18 protein-coding genes and 1 pseudogene are annotated in these 18,864 nt (G+C 40.9%); 1 reads left to right on the top strand and 18 read right to left on the bottom strand.

Annotation, left to right across the window (positions count from 1 at the left end; translation table 11 throughout):
• Positions 1-6: 6 nt before the first annotated feature.
• The 10 genes from G6W41_RS09425 to G6W41_RS09380 all read right to left on the bottom strand — a co-directional run bounded on the left by G6W41_RS09425 (position 7) and on the right by G6W41_RS09380 (position 9,175).
• Entirely contained in the window at positions 7-2,196 is a 2,190-nt protein-coding gene (locus G6W41_RS09425; protein WP_194171352.1) for a RelA/SpoT family protein, read from the bottom strand.
• Positions 2,183-2,398: a DNA-directed RNA polymerase subunit omega gene (locus G6W41_RS09420; protein WP_004317259.1), complete on the bottom strand. Its 216-nt coding sequence runs from the start codon at positions 2,396-2,398 to the stop codon at positions 2,183-2,185. Before G6W41_RS09420 ends, G6W41_RS09425 begins: the two co-directional genes overlap by 14 nt.
• Positions 2,399-2,416: 18 nt before the next feature.
• Positions 2,417-3,133: a UMP kinase gene (gene pyrH / locus G6W41_RS09415; RefSeq protein WP_009294284.1), complete on the bottom strand. Its 717-nt coding sequence runs from the start codon at positions 3,131-3,133 to the stop codon at positions 2,417-2,419.
• Positions 3,134-3,206: 73 nt separating this feature from the next.
• Positions 3,207-4,424 (bottom strand): murein hydrolase activator EnvC family protein, encoded by a 1,218-nt coding sequence (locus G6W41_RS09410; protein WP_009294285.1) that lies wholly within the window; start codon positions 4,422-4,424, stop codon positions 3,207-3,209.
• Entirely contained in the window at positions 4,421-5,236 is an 816-nt protein-coding gene (locus G6W41_RS09405) for a cell division protein FtsX (RefSeq protein WP_021088006.1), read from the bottom strand. The genes G6W41_RS09410 and G6W41_RS09405 overlap by 4 nt, the downstream gene beginning before the upstream one ends.
• Complete coding sequence (locus G6W41_RS09400; RefSeq protein ID WP_004317228.1) at positions 5,223-5,894, bottom strand: cell division ATP-binding protein FtsE; 672 nt, start codon at positions 5,892-5,894, stop codon at positions 5,223-5,225. Before G6W41_RS09400 ends, G6W41_RS09405 begins: the two co-directional genes overlap by 14 nt.
• Positions 5,878-7,065, bottom strand: coding sequence for a tRNA (guanosine(46)-N7)-methyltransferase TrmB (gene trmB / locus G6W41_RS09395; RefSeq protein WP_194171351.1), 1,188 nt, complete (start codon positions 7,063-7,065; stop codon positions 5,878-5,880). Before trmB ends, G6W41_RS09400 begins: the two co-directional genes overlap by 17 nt.
• On the bottom strand, positions 7,065-7,478 hold the full coding sequence (locus tag G6W41_RS09390; protein ID WP_021087995.1) for a hypothetical protein: 414 nt from the start codon (positions 7,476-7,478) through the stop codon (positions 7,065-7,067). The genes trmB and G6W41_RS09390 overlap by 1 nt, the downstream gene beginning before the upstream one ends.
• Before the next feature lie 118 nt (positions 7,479-7,596).
• Positions 7,597-8,271 carry a fibronectin type III domain-containing protein gene (locus tag G6W41_RS09385; protein WP_180385121.1) on the bottom strand — a complete coding sequence of 225 codons (675 nt, stop codon included), beginning with the start codon at positions 8,269-8,271 and terminating at the stop codon, positions 7,597-7,599.
• Positions 8,204-9,175, bottom strand: a complete 972-nt coding sequence (locus G6W41_RS09380) for an RluA family pseudouridine synthase (RefSeq protein ID WP_194171350.1) — start codon at positions 9,173-9,175, stop codon at positions 8,204-8,206. Before G6W41_RS09380 ends, G6W41_RS09385 begins: the two co-directional genes overlap by 68 nt.
• A gap of 52 nt (positions 9,176-9,227) precedes the next feature.
• On the opposite strand from G6W41_RS09380, the gene G6W41_RS09375 reads away from it, so the two are divergent.
• Positions 9,228-10,334 carry an FtsW/RodA/SpoVE family cell cycle protein gene (locus G6W41_RS09375; RefSeq protein ID WP_194171349.1) on the top strand — a complete coding sequence of 369 codons (1,107 nt, stop codon included), beginning with the start codon at positions 9,228-9,230 and terminating at the stop codon, positions 10,332-10,334.
• 1,110 nt (positions 10,335-11,444) lie between these two features.
• Here the strand turns inward: G6W41_RS09375 and G6W41_RS09370 are convergent.
• The 8 genes and pseudogenes from G6W41_RS09370 to G6W41_RS10540 all read right to left on the bottom strand — a co-directional run.
• A complete protein-coding gene (locus G6W41_RS09370; RefSeq protein ID WP_002939660.1) occupies positions 11,445-11,786 on the bottom strand; it encodes a chaperone NapD in 342 nt (113 codons plus the stop codon).
• Positions 11,783-12,718 carry a WD40 repeat domain-containing protein gene (locus G6W41_RS09365; protein WP_194171348.1) on the bottom strand — a complete coding sequence of 312 codons (936 nt, stop codon included), beginning with the start codon at positions 12,716-12,718 and terminating at the stop codon, positions 11,783-11,785. The genes G6W41_RS09370 and G6W41_RS09365 overlap by 4 nt, the downstream gene beginning before the upstream one ends.
• The gene (locus G6W41_RS09360) at positions 12,715-13,182 is read right to left on the bottom strand and encodes a 4Fe-4S ferredoxin (RefSeq protein WP_194171347.1); all 468 of its coding nucleotides are present in this window, start codon (positions 13,180-13,182) and stop codon (positions 12,715-12,717) included. The genes G6W41_RS09365 and G6W41_RS09360 overlap by 4 nt, the downstream gene beginning before the upstream one ends.
• A complete protein-coding gene (locus G6W41_RS09355; RefSeq protein WP_103611311.1) occupies positions 13,182-13,709 on the bottom strand; it encodes a nitrate reductase cytochrome c-type subunit in 528 nt (175 codons plus the stop codon). The genes G6W41_RS09360 and G6W41_RS09355 overlap by 1 nt, the downstream gene beginning before the upstream one ends.
• On the bottom strand, positions 13,706-14,497 hold the full coding sequence (gene napH, locus G6W41_RS09350) for a quinol dehydrogenase ferredoxin subunit NapH (RefSeq protein ID WP_194171346.1): 792 nt from the start codon (positions 14,495-14,497) through the stop codon (positions 13,706-13,708). Before napH ends, G6W41_RS09355 begins: the two co-directional genes overlap by 4 nt.
• Positions 14,494-15,252: a ferredoxin-type protein NapG gene (gene napG, locus G6W41_RS09345; protein WP_196779847.1), complete on the bottom strand. Its 759-nt coding sequence runs from the start codon at positions 15,250-15,252 to the stop codon at positions 14,494-14,496. Before napG ends, napH begins: the two co-directional genes overlap by 4 nt.
• 11 nt (positions 15,253-15,263) lie before the next feature.
• The gene (gene napA / locus G6W41_RS09340; RefSeq protein ID WP_194171344.1) at positions 15,264-18,044 is read right to left on the bottom strand and encodes a nitrate reductase catalytic subunit NapA; all 2,781 of its coding nucleotides are present in this window, start codon (positions 18,042-18,044) and stop codon (positions 15,264-15,266) included.
• A 659-nt stretch (positions 18,045-18,703) separates the two neighbouring features.
• Positions 18,704-18,864, bottom strand: a pseudogene (locus tag G6W41_RS10540) (methyl-accepting chemotaxis protein); the annotation flags it as partial.

Genomic DNA, 18,864 nt, shown 5'->3' with positions numbered 1-18,864 from the left:
TCTCTCCTAATTATGATATGGGTCGCTTTGCGAAACAAAATCAATAATCTTATATCTATCTTTGATCTTCTCTTTGATCTCGTTTGCATCGATGTTTTCTGCTATTTCGACGCTTATTTCAAACGTATCTCCGCTAAGATCATTTGCTTCGTTTAGCGAGATTGTAGCTAAATTTATATCAAGTCTAGCAAGATATGTTAAAAATTCAGCCAACGCACCTTTTCTGTTTTCTAAATTTAATAAAATTTTATACCTATGTGGGGCATTTCTCGTCCATTTGACAAAGATGATCTCATCGCCTTTATCCATTAGCTTGCCAGCGCGCTCGCAAAGTTTGTGATGCACTGTCACGGTGTGACCATTTTTAAAGCCAACTATGCTATCGCCCCTTTTTGGATTACAACAATAATCAAACTCGACATTTGAAATTTTATGGTTTGAGTAGATCACTATGTTTTCAAATTTCTGCTTTTTGATCTGGTATTTGTCGCCCAAAGAGATCATAAATGGGCGCTCTTTTCTGATGTATTTTTTAAGCATATTTGCCACTTCTTGCAGATACTCGCTATCAGTTGCCGCGCGAAATACCTTTTTGCCTAAATTTTCGCACTCTACCCACTCTAAAATTCTATCTTTTGAGACGTTAAATACTGATTTTAAGATATCTATCGCCATTTTGTAGTTTATATCTCTTATCTTTTGCTTACAAAATGACCTTATCGTGGCCTTTGCCTTGCCTGTTCGCACGCTATTTATCCACGAACAGCGAAATTTAGCCTCTTCGCCAGTTACTATCCTAACGATGTCGCCATTTTTTAGCTCTGTTAGAAGTGGCATCCTGACGCGGTTTATATAAGCTTCTTTTGCGTAAAGTCCGATCTCTGAGTGAATCTCATAAGCATAATCAAGCGCTGTAGCACCACGTGGCAGAGTAAAGACCTCGCCCTTTGGAGAATAAACTGCGATATCTTCGATATAAAGGCTATCTTTTGCATATTCATAAAGCTCTTCGACGTTGCTCTCATTCTCGCTATTTTGCATGCTGATGTCATTTAACCAGTCAAGCTTTGGATTTAAGAGGCTGCCCTCGCCATTTTTATATTTCCAGTGAGCGGCAACGCCGTATTCAGCGGTTTTATGCATATCATAAGTGCGAACTTGCGCCTCAAAAATGCTTTTGTTATCAAAAATGGTTGTGTGTATCGTTTGATAGCCATTTTGCTTTGGAAGCGCGATATAGTCTTTAAATCTTGAGATGAGAGGGTTAAAATTTATATGCAGATTTCCAAGTGCAAGGTAGCAATCAAGCGGCTTTTGCACGATGATCCTAATGGCAAGCAAGTCAAGCACCTCTTCGATAGAAATGCCCTTTCTTTGCATCTTTAGATAGATCGAGTAGTAGTGTTTTATACGTTTTTGTATCTCAAAAGTGCCCTCGATAAAGCCATTTTCAAGCAAAATTTGACTTACCTTTTCGTGAAAAGCATTTAGTTTTAGGCTAAGTTGCTGCTTGTTTTTGTTTAGGTAGCTATCGATCTTTGCGTATTCTTCTGGCATCGCATACTTAAAGCTTAGATCTTCAAGCATGTTTTTGATTGATGAAATTCCCAGCCTATGAGCGATCGGAGCATAGACCATAAGCGTCTCTTCGGCTATGCGTTTTTGCTTTTCAGGCCTTAGTGCTTCAAGAGTTAGCATGTTGTGAAGTCTGTCGCAAAGCTTTACGACAAGGACTCTGACGTCTTCTATGGAGATTAAGAGCATCTTTCTAAAAGTTAGAGCCGAGCTTGCTAGTTTTTCGTTGCTATCTGAGCTTGCGAGCTTGTTTTCTCTAATGGCAACTATCTTTGTAAGCCCTTCAACCAGCTTTGCCACCTCATCGCCAAATCCAGCCTGAAGCTCACCTAACGTTACGTCGGTATCTTCGACTACGTCATGAAGAAGTGCAGCTATAACCATGCTCTCATCGCCGCCCATATTTGCTACGATAGAGGCTACTAAGATTGGGTGGATGGCGTATGGTTCGCCACTTTTGCGGTATTGTCCAGCGTGAGATGTGACGCAGCTATCTACGGCTTTGTCTAAAATTTCACTTCTCTCACAAAGAGAAAAGAGCAGTTTTATCGCTTCTGAAACGTTTTTGCAAGCTAAAATTTGCTCGATTAACTGCTCTAAAAAAAGACTATTTTCCTTCAACTATTGCCTCTAAGCCTATTTTGCCCTCAGCCACTTCAAGTAGTGCGATGTCGGCAAATTTCATCTTTGAAGTATCAGCATCAACTAAAGCTATGGCGCCATTTGCTAGCGCTTCTGCACGCTTTGCAACGATAAGTGAAAGCTTATATCTGTCATCTCCTACTTGTTTTAGCGCTCTTGCTGTGATTTGTTCTGTTCTCATTTTTATCCTTTTTGAAATTTATTTTACAACTGAGTATAGGGCTGCTTCTTCTTCATTTATTATTTTTAATAAATTTCCAGCCTTAAACATATTACAAACTAAGATCGGCAGTGCGTTATCTTTTGCTAAAGCTATGGCAGTATCGTCCATAACCTTGATATCATCGCTCATCGCCTTTTCGTAGTTTAGTGATTTTAGAAGTTTTGCATCTTTGAATTTTTTAGGATCTTTGTCATAAACGCCATCAACTTTTGTTGCTTTTATGATCATATCTGAGCCGATCTCGATAGCTCTTAGCGTAGCTGCTGTATCTGTTGTGAAGAATGGATTGCCAGTGCCTGCAGCAAAGATGACAACTCTGCCCTTTTCTAAATGGCGCTGCGCACGTCCCACGATGAAAGTCTCGCAGATCGCTTCCATCTTGATCGCGCTTTGCACTCTTACTTCAAGCCCGCTTCGCTCTAAAGCTTCACGCATCGCGATCGAGTTGATGACAGTTGCTAGCATGCCCATGTGATCGCCACTTGTTCGTTTGATGATACCATCTTTTGCAGCGCTCACACCGCGCACTATGTTACCACCGCCTATTACGATGCCAACTTCGATATCATTTTCGATGAGCTCTTTTATCTCGCTTGCTATAAATTTAAGCACAGCTGTGTCTATACCAAAACCATTTTCTCCAGCCAAGGCCTCGCCTGAAAATTTGACCAATACGCGTTTTCTCTTACTCATTGTCATGCTCCTTGAAATTCACGCATTTTAGCCAAAAAGGCTTTAAATTTAGCTAATAACGCTTACAAAGTGACTATTTTGAGATCATTTCAAGCGGGTCGATATGGTAGTTTCTTTGCGTTACTTCAAAGGTTAGATCGTTTCTAACTCGGCCTATGACGTAGCCTTTTTGCACGACTGAGCCTACTTTTACAGTTGGCGCGATCTGACTTAAGTGAGCGTAGATCGTGTGGATGCCGTTTTCATTTTCGATGATGACGACATTTTCAAGCATAGGAGTTGCTTTTGCAAAGACGACCTTGCCATTTAGCACGCTTTTAACCTTAGCATCTGGCGTGCTTGAGCGAAGTATGACTGACTCGTTGAAAATTTTGATGTTATATATCGGATCTACGTAATTGCCAAATTTTTGCTTTACAGAGTAGCTATCAAGCGGAGCGATCGTTCTTGCGCCTGAGTATCTCTTAACTGAGCTTGTCTGATAGCCACCACCCATTGGCTGGCTCTTTTCGCCCTTTTTGCCACCTTTACTAGCTGCTCTTTCTTGCTTTTCTCTGGCAGCTCTGGCAGCTTCATCCTCTTGCTTTTGCATGATAGCAAGCTGCTCAAGCGTCTTTCTTAGCTCGTCTTGTTGGGCTTGAAGCTTGGCTAGCTTTTTGCTGTAAATTTCTTTATCACGTTTTAGCCCGTTTATTGTATTTTTCTGCGTGCTCTCTAGGCTTTGTAGATCATTTTGCTTGCGCCTATAGTTTTTTATGCTTGAGTTTATCTCGTTTATCTTACTTGATTTATTTTTTATCTTCTCAATCGTATCTTCGTAGTTTTGGCTAAGCCTTTTAAAGTCCTCTTTTGCTATGGCGTTTAGCTTGGTTAAAATTTGCGATGAGATGATGCTCTCTTCGCTTTGTTTGCCCTCGCTTGCTGACATCATGAGATCAAATGAGAGGTCTTCTGCGATGATCCTTATCATATTTTGCTCTAGCTCTTTTTGGGTGCGCTCTAGCTCTTTGTTTTGCTTTGTTAGATCATCAAGCTCAAGAAGCGCTTTTGAAGCATTTGTCTCAAGAACTGAAATTTGACCTTTTAAATTTGTGATATCGCCGCTTATGCCGCGCAGTTTTTTCTCGCCATTTACGATATCGCCAGCCAAGTCGTCAAGCTTTTTACTAAGCTGCTCGCTCATAGCCTGCGTCGATCTTAGCGAGTTTTTGGAGTCTTTTATCTTCTCTTTAGTATTTGATGCAAAAGCTAGACTAAATGCTAGCAAAAGTGTAAAAATTCCTTTTTTCATATCGTGCTTTTTCTAGCCTTACTCATCACTAAACTAACAGCAAAAATGCTTAAAACCATAGCCACGCCAAATAAGATAAAAATATCTCTTGAAAGATCAAGGCTAGGCAAGACTACATCGATACTTGCGGCATTTTCTCTAAAAATTTCAATGCTAGGCAAGAAAAAGAAAAATGCACCAACAACAATGGTCGCAACTATGCTATCAACCATGGCTGATTTATAGAGCATGGCTGATTTTAACCAAAATGGCGCGCCAAAAAGCGTCATGATCTCGATGCGCTCTCTATGCTCAAATAGCCAAATTTTAGTCTGCTTAAGCATAAGCATAAGCCCAACGACGCAAAGTATCGCCATAAATGCATACGATATACTTTTGGCTAAATTTAGCATCTTAAAGACCTTGTCATGGGTCTTTGAAAATGTCTCGACCTTGCTTATGCCATCAAATTTCAAAAGCTTTTGCTTTATCTCCTCCATATATTCTGGCGATGGAAATTCACTTAGTCTTAGCGAGTAAAATTTAGGCAAGGCGTTTTGAAGGATGGATAAATTTTTAGCCGAGATGTCGTTTGATAGGCGGTCGATGATCTTTTGTGGGCTTAGTGGCTCAATGCTAGCTAGCGTGCTAACCACTGGCTTTAACACAGGCTCGCTTAGCTCTTTGTTTGAGACCACCACGATGTTGTAGTCATTTCCCATAAGCCTCTCATACTCTCTTACGATCTTGTCCGCTGTGAGGCTAAACTGCACTGAAAATAAAAGCGCGATTAACGGCAGGATAAATCCAAGGTGGTTTTTAAGCGATCTCATGCACGCCTCCATTTTCTATGACGAAGTGGCGGTATGGGATGCGAAGCGTTGATGGGATGTGATGCGTCACCACGACCACGCTTGTGCCTAGAAATTCTCTGGCTGATTTTAGAAGCGACCAGATGACGTCGCTTGAGTATTCGTCTAAATTTCCTGTTGGCTCGTCGCATAAGAGCAAATTTGGATTGTGCGCGAGTGCTCTTGCCATGGCAACTCTTTGCTGCTCGCCGCCACTTAGCTCGCGAGGATATTTATCGGCTTTGTGAAGCATATTTACATGTTTTAAAAGTTTAGCGACCTGCTTTTTACTCACATTTTGATTGACGCCTTTGATGATGAGTGGCAGCATGACGTTTTTTTCGACATTCCACTCATTTATCAAGCGGTAGTTTTGAAATATAATGCCAACTCGCTGCCTAAGCTCGCAAAGTCTTTTGTCATCGATATCGTCCATTTGCGTCATGCAGACATTTAGCTCGCCAGCTAGAGGCGAAATTTCTCCGTAAAATGACTTTAAAAGCGTGCTTTTTCCGCTTCCACTCTTGCCTGTGATAAAGACAAAGTCATTTGCGTAGATGTCTAAATTTACGCTATTGATCACAACCTCGTTGCGCTCATAAGCAAGGCTTAAATTTCTTGCGCTAATTATCTCTTGCATCAGCCAAATACTCCTTCAAAAGCTCGTGTGCTGCTAAATTTTCACGTATTAAGATCGGTTTTTTTATAAAATATTCGCTTTTTTCATCGCTTATTTTGATGAAACATTGCTCTGGTTTGTTAAACGCTCCAAAGGCGACTTTTAGCAAAATTTCACCCTCGTTTATGGTGTAAATTTCTTCAAAATGTAAAAAATGATCCTCTTTTTTTATGATGAAATTTTTGAAATTTTTAATGATATTTTTTACGCTTGTCTTTTCTTTAAAACTAAAATCCCCAGCCAAAACGCTCTCATCGCTTTTTGCTTCACAAGTATAAATAACATCGTAAATGTCCTTGTCTTGACGTCTCCAGCGGTCTTCATACTTGCTAGTTACTTCTAAATTTCTATTTTTAAAAGCCTCTATCTTTGAGTTTGTGGGCTCTAAAAATTTACTCAAACTAAAGTCGCAATACTCCTTGCTATCAGTCCGTAGCTCAAATTTACCGCCAAGCTTTAGTATCCTCTCGCACTCAAGCGCAAACGCCGATGAGACCACGCGTCTATGCTCAGCCCTATCCCACGGCACTGGGAAGTGTAAAAATACTCTATCAACCAAATTTGATCCAACAAGCGAGAGTAAGAGCCTTGCGTCTGTGTTTATTAGACGCACGTTTTCTAGGGCATTTGCCCTAGCTAGCTTTGCTACTTGCTCGATGCTTGGCTTATAGACCTCTATGCCTATAACTAGGGCATTTGGGTTGTTTTTAGCCTGATAGAGCAAGTGCCTGCCAGAGCCAAAGCCAATCTCGATAAAAATCTCTTTAAATTTATCTTTTAGCTCGTAAAAAGCTGGCACAAACTCTTCAAGGCTTAAAATTTCACTAACTTTTTTGGTCAAATTTGTCTTTTTTACAGCAAATGCTTGGCTGATGATGCCATTGCAACTTTGCTCTTTAAAAAGCTCAAGTGCCTCTTGTAAAAGTCCAACTTTAGCAGGCTTTGTGAGCTTTTCACCCTTTACGACGACGCCATTTTTGCCTGGCTTTACGACTAGAAAAAAGCTCTCTTCTTCATTTTTTGTGTAGATGAGCTTCTCGTTTCGGCCATTTGCCTGCCAAAGAAATTTGATCTTGTCGTTACCAAATGGGAACGAGAGCTCTTTTAAGGACGAAGCGATGAAATTTGGCATTATTTTATGCTAACTTCTGCTTTTGATGACTTATCAGAGGCGATGCCGTATTCATCGACTGCTACGACGCTGTAAGAGTAGCTAGCACCAGCTTGAACGCTGTCATCTCTAAGCCCAGTATCACTTATACCGCTAAAGACTTTCTCGCTAGCACCGCTTCTATAAACTGTATATGAGCTAGCTCTATCAACTGCACTCCAGCTTACATTTACACCGCTGCCATCATAGCTAGCGCTTATGCTTGGAGTTTTTGGTGCGCCAAGTGTGCTACCAACGATCGGTTCTTCTTGCTTTAAGCTCTCAAGGCCGTCTTTATCGACAGCTGTCACCCTATAATACCTTGTCGCTGCGTTTGTGTTTATGAGGTCCTCATAGGTGTTGCTAGTCGTTTTTGCTAGGTATGTGTAAGGCAAAATTTTACTTGTCGTTCTATAAACCTTAAAATAAGCAAAATCCTCAGCTGGCGCGTAATCCCACGTTAAGATGATCTTTTTTGGCGCATTTTTGGTCGCTTGGACGTTTGTTACTGATTTAGGGTAACTCCTTTGTTGTGGCGCTTATGTTTTGGCTTGGTTTTGAGATGACGCCAGAAGAAGTTTTAACTAAGATCCTATACTCATAAGACCTACCAGGTTTTACTTCAGTGTCGATATACTCGGCATTTAGTCTGCCATTTACCTCTGCTACTTGGCTAAATTTATTAGCTCCTGCATCGCTTCTTTGGATGATGTAACTAGCTACTGTGCTATCAGGATGTGGTCTCCAGATCACTTTTACACGGCCTGGAAGTCCTGTGATAGCTTGCGCAAATGGCACAGAGTCAAGCAGTGGCTTAGTTGTCGCAGTTGCGATTGCACCTGGTTGTGAGATGGCGTTGCTTGAGTAGGTTCTCATCTGATATGAGTAGGTCGTCTCTGGAGCTAGGTCGCGATCAACATAGTGCGTAGCAAAGCGGTCTTTTATGTTTGCAACTAATTGCATTTTTGAGTTTGCATCGTTTGGATTTGAGCGGTAAAGGTAGTAGCCAACGACGCTCTCATCGGTCACTGGGTTCCACTCGAAGCCAACTTCTGTCATATCTGAAATAGTTTTTAAGCTTGTAATCGTTGGCAGTGATGTGCTTTGCTGAGTCGGTACGCTAGAGCCGCATCCCGCTAAGAAAGCTACTAAAAATGGTGTCAATATGCGTAGGGCAAATTTTTTCATCAAAAATCTCCTTGGGAATTTTTTTGTAAATTATCTGGTTAAAGTCATCATACGTTTTTGCGGTAAATTCTACCCTTTTGCCAGTTCGCGGATGGATAAAATAGAGCATATAAGCGTGAAGCATAACCCTGCTTATTTTATCGCCTTGGCTCTTAAATCCGTATAAATCATCGCCTAAAATGTGGCGATTTATGCTAGCAAGATGCACTCTGATCTGGTGCGTCCTGCCTGTAAAAAGCTTTGCTGCTATCAAATTTACTCCGTCTTCACTTAGTAAATTTACAAAGGCGCTTTTTGCAAATTTAGCATCCGCGACGATCGCTTTTTTTAGGCGGTTGTTTGGATTTCTGCCGATTGGCTTGTCGATGATGACGTCCTCTTTTAGCGGTAAGTCGGTGAGCGCCAGATAAATTCGTCCCATGCTCTTATCGCTTAGCTGCTCGCTTAGTTTTGCGTGGGCGAAGTTGTTTTTAGCAACGACGATAGCGCCGCTCGTGCCCTTATCTAGGCGGTGGACGATGCCAGCTCTTACGTCGCCGTTTAAATTTGAGAGCATAAAGCCCTTTTTGTTTAGCCACTCAACAAGTGTCGCCTCTTTGACGCTTGGGGCTTGGTGAACGACGATTTGTGGGGGCTTGTTTAGCACTATGAGATCGTCGTCTTCATAGATGATCGGGATATCAAAATTTACTTCGTACTCATTTTGTACCTCTTTTTTTGGGGCAAAATTTACGCAAATTTCATCGTTTTCGTTTAACAAAAAGCTTGGTTTTGAGACTGGTTTTAAATTTACGCTTACAAGGGAGTCTTTTATCAAATTTAAAGCTTGATTACGTGAAATTTGAAGCTCTTTGGCCACTGCAACGTCGAGTCTTGAGCTATTTAAAACATTAAATTTAACCAAAATCAAAGCCTTGTTTGTGATATAATCTAGCCCAAAAATTAAGGTTTGCTTCTTGATAAAACTAGATCGGCGTATTTTAACACATTTTGATTTTATTCAGCCGTTTTTAATCATCCCAATCATAGCCATCTCATACATCCTAGTCTCCGAAGCAAACGACATTTTGGCAAACAAACAGCTTGTGTATTTTGGCATCGGATTTGTCTCATTTTGTATCGCATTTTTACTGCCTATTAGACGCATCGACTGGATCATCCCGATGTTTTACTGGGTCTGCATCGTGCTGCTTTTAAGCGTTGATATATTTGGCGTTAGCAAGCTAGGAGCTAGGCGCTGGCTAGAAATTCCCTTCGTTCACTTCACGCTTCAACCCTCAGAGCTCATGAAGCCAGCCTTTTTGCTGATGCTAGCCTATCTAGTTAAGCAGCGCCCGCCAGAGGTCGATGGATACGGGCTAAAAGACTTTTTAAGGCTTAGTTTTTACATACTTTTGCCATTTGCGCTCATCATGAAAGAGCCTGATCTTGGCACCGCGCTCATACTTTTGATAGTTGGCTACACCATCCTTTTTGTCATAGGCGTAAATAAGAAAATTTGGATCTGCATCATCCTTGCCATAGGATTTTCGGCGCCGGTTTTGTATGAAAATTTACATGATTATCAAAAAAAGAGGATCCACGACTTCATCGCCGAAGAGCCAAGCTATCACGTCAAGCAAAGCATCATAGCCATAGGTAGCGGCGGGCTAAAAGGCAAACCAAAGGACGAGGCGACGCAGACACACTTTAAATTTTTGCCAATCGCCACAAGTGACTTCATCTTTGCTTATAATATCGAGCGTTTTGGCTTTTACGGGGCGCTTCTTTTGCTGGGGCTTTATGGAGCGCTTATAACGCACTTACTTAGCCTAAACTACGGGCTTAAGAATGATTATTTTACGCAGGTGACCACCACTGGTATAGCCGCGCTCATCTTTGTTTATGTGGGGGTAAATGTCTCGATGACGATCGGTTTTGCGCCGGTTGTGGGTGTACCGCTGCCGTTTTTTAGCTACGGCGGAAGCAGCTTTGTCACCTTCATGGTGCTTTTTGGGATACTGCAAAATCTGCTAACTTTTAGGTTTGATCAGACCTACCGCTCAGTGAAATTTAAATTTTAAAATTTGTAAATTTATTTTGTCAAATCAGGTGGGTATCAGGCAAATTTTAAAATTAGAGCTGGCATATCACAGCTCTAAATTTAGTAGTCTGCTAAGGCGAGTTGAGTAAGATTTTAAAATTTACAAATTTATTTTGTCAAATCAGACAAGCGTCAGGCAAATTTTAAAATTTCATGAACGAGTAATTTCGGCTCAAAATTTGAGCTAAGCTGCAAGCGAAGTCATATTTTAGTAGTCAACTCTTAGGAGTGAATGAAAGTTTTAAAATTTGTAAAAAATAGTTTTTAGAAATTTAAAGTTTTTTATCAAAAAGGGGGACATGGGGACTTGAATTTTGCTTCGCAAGCTCGCAACCGCATGGCAGACACGAAGTCCGTCCCCTTATCTCCCTTTAAATCACTCGTCTGCTTGCAGTTACGAGGCAAAGCCAGAGTAAAACCCCTCGCACGTTCAAGGTGGCATGCGATAGCGCTTTGCGCCACATGTGTTTTATCATCAGATAAATTTCTAGCAAATTCTAAAATTTATGAGCGAGTATATCACACTTCCAAATTCAGTGATAAGTGATAACGAGACCTGAATTTAGTAAGTTGCTAAGGCGAGTGAATAAGATTTTAAAATTTACAAATATATTTTGTCAAATTAGGCAAGTGTCAGGCAAATTTTAAAATTTCATGAGCGAGTAATTTCGGCTCTAAAATTTGAGCTAAGCTGCAAGCAAAGCCAAATTTTAGTAGCCAACTCTTGCGAGTGAGTGAAAGTTTAAAATTTGCAAAATAGATTTTTATAAATTTAATGTTTATTTCTTTGTTAAGGGGGAAGAGGCTTGAATTACGAAGTCGCTCCCTTCCCCCTTAACAATCCCCTAACCCCGACAACGTTCAAGGTGCATGCTTCAGTGCTAAAGCACTGCATGTGATTTATTTTTAAGAAATTTCTAGCAAATTTTAAAATTTCATGAACGAGTAATTTCGGCTCTAAAATTTGAGCTAAGCGCTAAGCGAAGCCAAATTTTAGTAGTCAATTCTTGCGAGTGAATGGAATTTTAAAATTTGCAAAGACAGCTTTATTGAATTTGTAAATTTCTTTTTATCCAAAAGGGGGTTAAATTTACCTCACCTTATAATGCACGCTACCGCCATATGCGATATCTTCGGCTTTTACGTCATCGCTTGTTAGGATTTCACTTATCTTGCCGTTTGCTTCAAGCCTCTCTCTATTCTCCTGAGCGTCTTCTTGGTAGCTATAAACCATCGCTACGCTTACCACACCGCTAATGCCCTCTATCATCTTAAAAACTCTGATCTCATCTTCGATGCTCTCTGAGCTAACGACCACCACAATCCTATCTTCTGCGTCAGTGATGATCTCGCACTCTTTTAGCTTGCTTATCTCGCCTTTTACGCTCTCATTTTTATTGTCTGTATAGACTATCAGGCTTGAAATATTCATCTAACTCTCCAAAATAAAATTTTCTTCTCATAAGCAGAGGTTACGACCTCGTTGTCGCTTATGAAAACTATGCTATTTATCGTGCTTTGACCAGTTTTTAGCATCGCGATCTTATCCAAAGTGACGCTATCAACCAAATTTACATCGCTCATCTCATCGCTCATATAAGCTGCGATCTTGCCGTCACTACTAAGTCCCACGCCATAAACCAAAAAGCCAGTATTTATCTTTTTTAGCGTCCCAGCTGAGAAGATGCCAGCGATCCTGTCGGTGCCTCCGCTGATCATAACACCATTTTTGTAGGCGATGTCGTAGATATTATCAGTGTGGATATCTAAAATTTTGTCCATCTTTTTAGTGCGAACATTGTAAAAATAGACCTTGCCACTCTCACAAGCGATCGCTAGCGTGCCTCTGTCCTCGCTTATCTCCATGTCTGAGAGCATTGCGATAGAGATCTTAAAGCTATCATAAATTTCGCCACTTTTTAGGTTTAAAAAGTAAATTTCATTGCTGATCGAGGCAAGTGCTATATGCTCATCATCTAAAAATAACGCCTTTTTTGTCGCTTGATTAGCCATTTTTATGCTTCTCATCTGCCCATTTTCTCTTATATAAAGAACCTTTGTAGCGTAGTCGCCCTCGCTTAGGATGAGCATCTTGCCATTTAGCTCATCGACATTTAAAATTTTTGGCCTTTCATGGTCGCTAACGTAGGTTTTTATATCATCCATTTTGATGATCTCATCAAATTTAGACTCTTTTGGATCGTAAATTTCAACTGTGCCACCATCAGTTGCGATAAAAAGTTTGCCATTTATCAGCGTGGTATTAAGCACATTTGCACTAGCTTCTATCTCTTTAATAGGCGTTGTGATCTCATTTGCAAAGACAAAATTTAGCAAGCAAAAAAGAAAAAATAAAACTCTCATAAAGCCTCCATCTCAAGCGAATTTTTAAAACAAACATCAAAGCACTCGCCGCAGCTTATGCAATTTTGATTGATTATAGGGCGAAAAACACCAAGAAACTCAACCGCTTTAAATTTACAAGCATCAAGGCAGTTGTAGCAAATCGTGTCATTCCACGCTAGGCAGCTAGCGACGTTGATGCTAACCTTTGCGTTTATGCTCTTTGGTGAGCTTAAATTTAGTGCCAGGTGACCGCTACTTTGACAAGCTTTCGCGCACTCTTCGCAAAAGTCGCAGCCTAGCTTTTTAACTTTAAAAACAACTCTTTCATTTTCAAAGCTAAGAAGCTCTTTTTCACAAGCACTTACGCAGCCAGCCTCACAGCCGGCGCAGTCAAATTCACCGCTAAAAAAGGGTGGATCTATAAATTTGGGAGCAGGTTTTGCCCCCAAAATTTTACTAATTAGCTCTCGCCTGCTTTGCATTACTTAACGCCGTCATTTAAAACGTCTAGTAAATTTGACTTATGTGAGCCGTTTTTATCTCTAAAGTCAGGCTTAAATTTATTGCCAACAAGCTGCGTTACGCCATTTTGTTGCTCGACGTGGCAAGTTGTGCAGTTATATCTCTCATCATCAAGCTTGCCTGCAAGATCTTTTTTGTTTCTGATGTCATAAAGGTGAGAAGCTGGGATCGCAGTTGCTCCGCTATCTTTTGCAAACTCAGGCATGTGGCAGGTTACGCACATATTTGAATCTTTTGTGATAGGCACCAAGCCCTCAGTGTCGTGTGGGATAAATGGAGGTGCATTTTCAAAAGATCTATCAAATCTCTTTGCCATACCTGCTGGCTCTTTTGTGTAGTTGATGTCTTTTAAAACAACGTCTTTATCATCTAACAAATCGACATTTCTAAGGCCGATTTGCGAATCACTAATGCTTGGATTATTCAATGCACATGCCGCTAAAAAGGCAGCGCATAGTGCTCCAAGCGCCATTATTTTCATTTTCATTTTTCTCTCCTTAAATTTCTAATACTAAAATTTAGTGCCCCGTCGCCGCAAACGTCGATACATCTACCGCAGCTTATGCACTCGCTTGAGCTAACCGCGCGGCTCTCTTTACCGATCATATCTAGCACTTGCACCTCTGGGCAGATGAGCTTGCACTTCATGCATTTTGTGCAGGCATTTGCGTCGTGTTTTACTCTGATGAGAGCAAATTTTGATATCACCGCGTAAAATGCACCAAGCGGGCAGACGTGTGAGCAAATTCCGTGCTTTAGCACGAACATATCAAAGGCAACTATGCCAAGGGCGATGCCAATGGCGCTAACTGAGCCGTAGATGATGCCACGCTGGATGATACCAACAAAGCTAATGCTCTCAAAAGCTGGCACTGAAAGAGCAAGACTTAGAATAAGGGCAAGCGCTAGCAAGTAGTAGCGTAAATTTTTACTTACGTTTAAAATTTTCTCACCCTTAAAGCCAAATTTCTCTCTTAGCTTGTAAGCAATGTCAGTTAGTAAATTTACTGGACAAACCCACGAGCAAAACGCTCTAGAAGCGACGAGCGCGTAAAATGCAAAGACGATGATCGCGCCAATTACTGCATTTATGCCTACGCTAAAGCCTGCTAGTAAAATTTGAAGCACCGCAAATGGATCGCTTAGTGGAATTTGTCCAAAAAGCAAAGATGAGCTTAAATTTCCGCTAAGTATCTTAACTCCATAAACATTTCCTAGGATAAATAGCACTAGGATGGAAATTTGAGTTATTCGTCTTAAGATTAAAAATTTCATAGCTCACCACCATTTAGATAGTCAGTCGCCTTTTTGATATCGAGCCTTATCTTGCTATCGGCATCATCCACGCGCCTTTCATCTTCTTTTACCCAGCCTTTGACGTAGTTGTCGCCAACTTTACCAAGCACAACTTCGCGGTTTAGCACAGTAATGGCTGCTTTTTCGGTGATACAGGCTCGCTCGCATACGCCGCATCCTGTGCAGATATCGCTGTCAACCACTGGGAGCAAAAATGCATGCTTTTGCGTCCTTTCGTTACGGCGATACTCGAGATATAAGGCTTTGTCTAAAAGCGGACAGGCTCTGTAACAAGCATCGCACTGTATGCCCCAGTATGCCACGCAGTTTTTCATATCGACCACTGCAACGCCCATTTTGGCTTTATTTATGTCTAGTTTGCCAGCTGTGCTTACTAAATTTGCATCCAGCGCACCAGTCGGACAGGCTGGCACGCAAGGGATATGCTCGCACATATGACAAGGAATTTTTCTAGGTTCAAAATAAGGCGTACCGACACTTATACCATCTTCAAGAGTAGCGAGTTTTAGCGTATCAAATGGACAGGCCTCTACGCAAAGCCCACACCTAATACAGCTCTTTAAAAACTGCCTCTCCGCTTTCGCACCAGGCGGTCTAAGAAGTACAAGCGGCGAGGCTTTGGCACTAAGTGACCATATAAAGCCTCCGCCAAGAGCTAAGATCGCTGCCTTAGCTCCAAATTTCAAAGCTTCACGCCTACTTGAGAATTCCATATCAGCCACTTTTATGCCTTGTAAATTTTAACCGCGCACTTTTTATAGTCTGTCTCTTTTGAGATCGGGCAAGTAGCGTCAAGGCAGACTTTATTTATAAATACGTTTTCGTCAAAGAAAGGCACATAAACAAGACCTACTGGCGGCTTGTTTCTACCTTTTAGATCTACTCTAGCTTTTACCTTGCCGCGGCGTGACTCGACCCAAACGATCTCATTTTGAAGCACGCCAAGTTTTTTAGCGTCATCTTCGTGCATGTAGCAAAGCGCCTCTGGAACGGCTCTATAAAGCTCAGGAACACGCATAGTCATCGTACCTGTATGCCAGTGCTCTAGGACACGGCCAGTACATAGCCAGAATGGATAATCTTTGCTTGGCATCTCGCATGGATCCATGTAAGGGCGGAAGAAAATTTTTGCTTTGTTTACAAGAGGAGTTTTCTCTTGATTTTTTACGCCTTTTAGATCGCCTGTTGGAAGAGCTGCGTTTTTGTTGCCGTAGAATGCAAATTTATCATTTGGAGCAGCTTTTTTAGCGTATGGGTCAAATTTAGTGTTAAATCTCCACTGAGTCTCTTTGCCATCGACAACTGGCCATCTTAGACCTCTTACTCTGTGGTAAGTGTCAAAGTCAGCTAGGTCGTGGCCGTGGCCAACGCCAAATTTTCTATACTCCTCCCAAAGATATTTGTGGATGAAAAATCCATATCCTTTAAATTCTTTACCATCTGAGCCGATCACTTTTCTGCTATCGCCAAAGACTTCTGTGTTGTCATAGTTTTCCATGATCGGATCGTTTGCGCTAAATTTCTTAGCATCTTCATTTGCAAAAAGCACGTCAAATAGCGTATCTTCTTCGCTATATCCCATAGCTTTTGCAGCTTCAAGCACGCTTGGAAGTGTCACTTTGTCATTTACTTTTTTCTCACCCCAAACATCTTTTAGCTTAAAGCGCTTGCTAAACTCAAGCATCTGCCAAATATCAGGCATCGCTTCGCCAACAGGGAGTACTTGCTGTCTCCAGTGCTGTGTCCTTCTCTCAGCATTACCGTATGCGCCCCATTTTTCGTAGATCATCGCAGTTGGTAAAATAAGGTCAGCTACTTTTGCGGAAATTCCTGGATAAGGGTCGCTTACGACGATGAAGTTGTCCATTTCGCGAGCTGCTTTAATCCAGTGGTTTGCATTTGCAGTGTTTTGCCATGGGTTATTTACCTGAACCCAGATAAATTTAACCTTGCCATCTTCAAGATCACGCATCATTTTTACGTAGTGTGAGCCTGGAGTGCCGCTTAGTGTGCCAGCAGGAAGTTTCCAAAGTTTTTCAGTGATCTCCCTGTGTTTTGGATTGCCGACAACCATATCAGCTGGCAAGCGGTGAACGAATGTTCCAACCTCTCTTGCAGTTCCGCACGCACTTGGTTGGCCAGTTAGAGAAAAGGCGCCTGAGCCTGGGAGTGCTTGCTTGCCGAGTAAGAAATGCACCATATAAGCTTGCTCATTTACCCATGTGCCGCGTTGGTGTTGGTTAAAGCCCATGGTCCAGAAGCTAACGACTTTGCGGTTTTTCTCGATGTAAAGATCAGCAAGTGCTTTTAGTTTTTTCTTAAATTCATTGATATCTTCGTTTGGATCGCCCTTTGCTACCTTAGCTGTAAAGTCAAGTGTGTAAGGCGCAAGAGCTTTTTTAAACTCTTCAAATGTTATTTGCCAGTGATCGCCAGCCTTTGCAGCGTTTTTGTTTTCTAACGTATCACCAGCTTTTAGTCCAAGATAAGAAAGTGTAACGCCCTCAGCCTCGCTTAGTACCTTTGACTTCTCAGTCGCAGCTGTGTCTAGCTCGCTTGGAGCATATTTTTTGTGGTGGATGTCTGGACGAAGACCATATCCAATATCAACTGGGCCAGCTGTGAAGACGCAGTGTTTTTTAATAAATTCTTCATCTATCATCTCTGGGTGGTTATAAACTATCTCGCGAGCGATGTAGTTCCAGATAGCAAGGTCAGATGACGGAGCAAAAATGATCTCTATATCGGCTAAATTTGATGTTCTGGTTGAATAGGTGCTTAAATTTACGACCTTTACCCTATCAGGATCGCTAAGCTTTCTATCACTGACGCGCGCCCAAAGGATCGGGTGCATCTCAGCCATATTTGCGCCCCAAGCTATGACAGTATCAGTTAGCTCGATGTCATCAAAGCAGCCTGCTGGCTCATCGATACCAAAAACTTGCATAAAACCAAGAACTGCACTTGCCATACAGTGTCTTGCATTTGGATCGATGCTGTTGCTTCTAAAGCCACCTTTTATAAGCTTAACTGCTGCGTAGCCCTCTGGGATTGTGTATTGACCAGAGCCAAGCACGCCGATACCGTGAGGTCCAAGCTCGTTGTAAGTCTTTCTAAACTGAGCTTCCATCACATCAAATGCTTGCTTCCAGCTTACTTGCTTAAATTTGCCTTTTTTGTCAAATTCACCCTTTTCATTTACACGTAAAAGCGGATGAGTGATCCTATCTTCGCCGTACATGATCTTAGCGTTAAAGTAGCCTTTGATGCAGTTTAGACCGCGGTTTACTGGTGCTTCTGGATCGCCTTTTACGGCTACTATCTTGCCATCTTTTGTAGCAACCATGATGCCACATCCAGTTCCACAAAATCTACAGGCAGCCTTATCCCAACGCCAGCCTTTTTCAGCTTCGTTTGCCGCACTTAGCGAGCTTGGCACAGCGATACCGGCACTAGCACAAGCAGCACTAGCTGCAGCACTTTTGATGAAATCTCGTCGATTCATTTTTTCTCCTTAAAAGATTTAACACAAAGTTAAATAAATATTAACTTTGCAAAGCTTAATTTACGCCTGATTTACATCGGCTATTTTGTCAAAATCTTAAATTTTAAAATTACAAATTGTTTCCAAGATTTTTTATAAAAAAGAGCCTTGCCAAGAGCGTAAAACCATGAATTTAAAATCTAAAATATAGATAATTATATAGTCTTATTTTTTATTAATCTTAAAAAAATATATTAAAAATTTTATTAAATAGTGTGTAGAAAAGTAACATATAAAATGGGCTAAATTTATCTTTTGTTTAATTAAATTATCCAAAAACGCAATAAATATGAAGCTAAAATTTATATCTAAGATGTTTTTAATATTTAGCAAGACTTGTCACAATTATATATGTTTTGTGACAGAAAACTTTATAGCAAATTTTAAAATTTATGAATGAGTAATTTCAGCTCTAAATTTAGTGATATGCTCGTTCATAAAATTCTAAAATTTGGTAAATGGTTTTTGAATGTTAAATTTAATAAAGTAGCTATATAAAGCATTAAATTTAAAAGACAATTTATTAAACCCCCAACCCAGTTTAAACTAGGTTGGAGTTTATTGAGTAGTTTTTCATTAAACAAATTTGAGCTTATTTAAAACCCTAAACCAGAAGTGTTTTAGAATTTATTCTTCCTAACATCTTCAACTATGGCTTTAGCCATCTCATCTACTTCTGATGTTACTTCGTTTGCTTGGTTTGCAATTACTACGTTTTCTTTTGTTAGATTATCTATTTGAGCAACTGATTGATTTATCATATTGATACCTTCACTTTGCT

The sequence above is a fragment of the Campylobacter concisus genome, assembly GCF_015230035.1.
Classification (GTDB): domain Bacteria; phylum Campylobacterota; class Campylobacteria; order Campylobacterales; family Campylobacteraceae; genus Campylobacter_A; species Campylobacter_A concisus_BK.
Note: the sequence above shows the minus strand (reverse complement) of the source record. Positions and strands in the feature narration are given on the sequence as shown.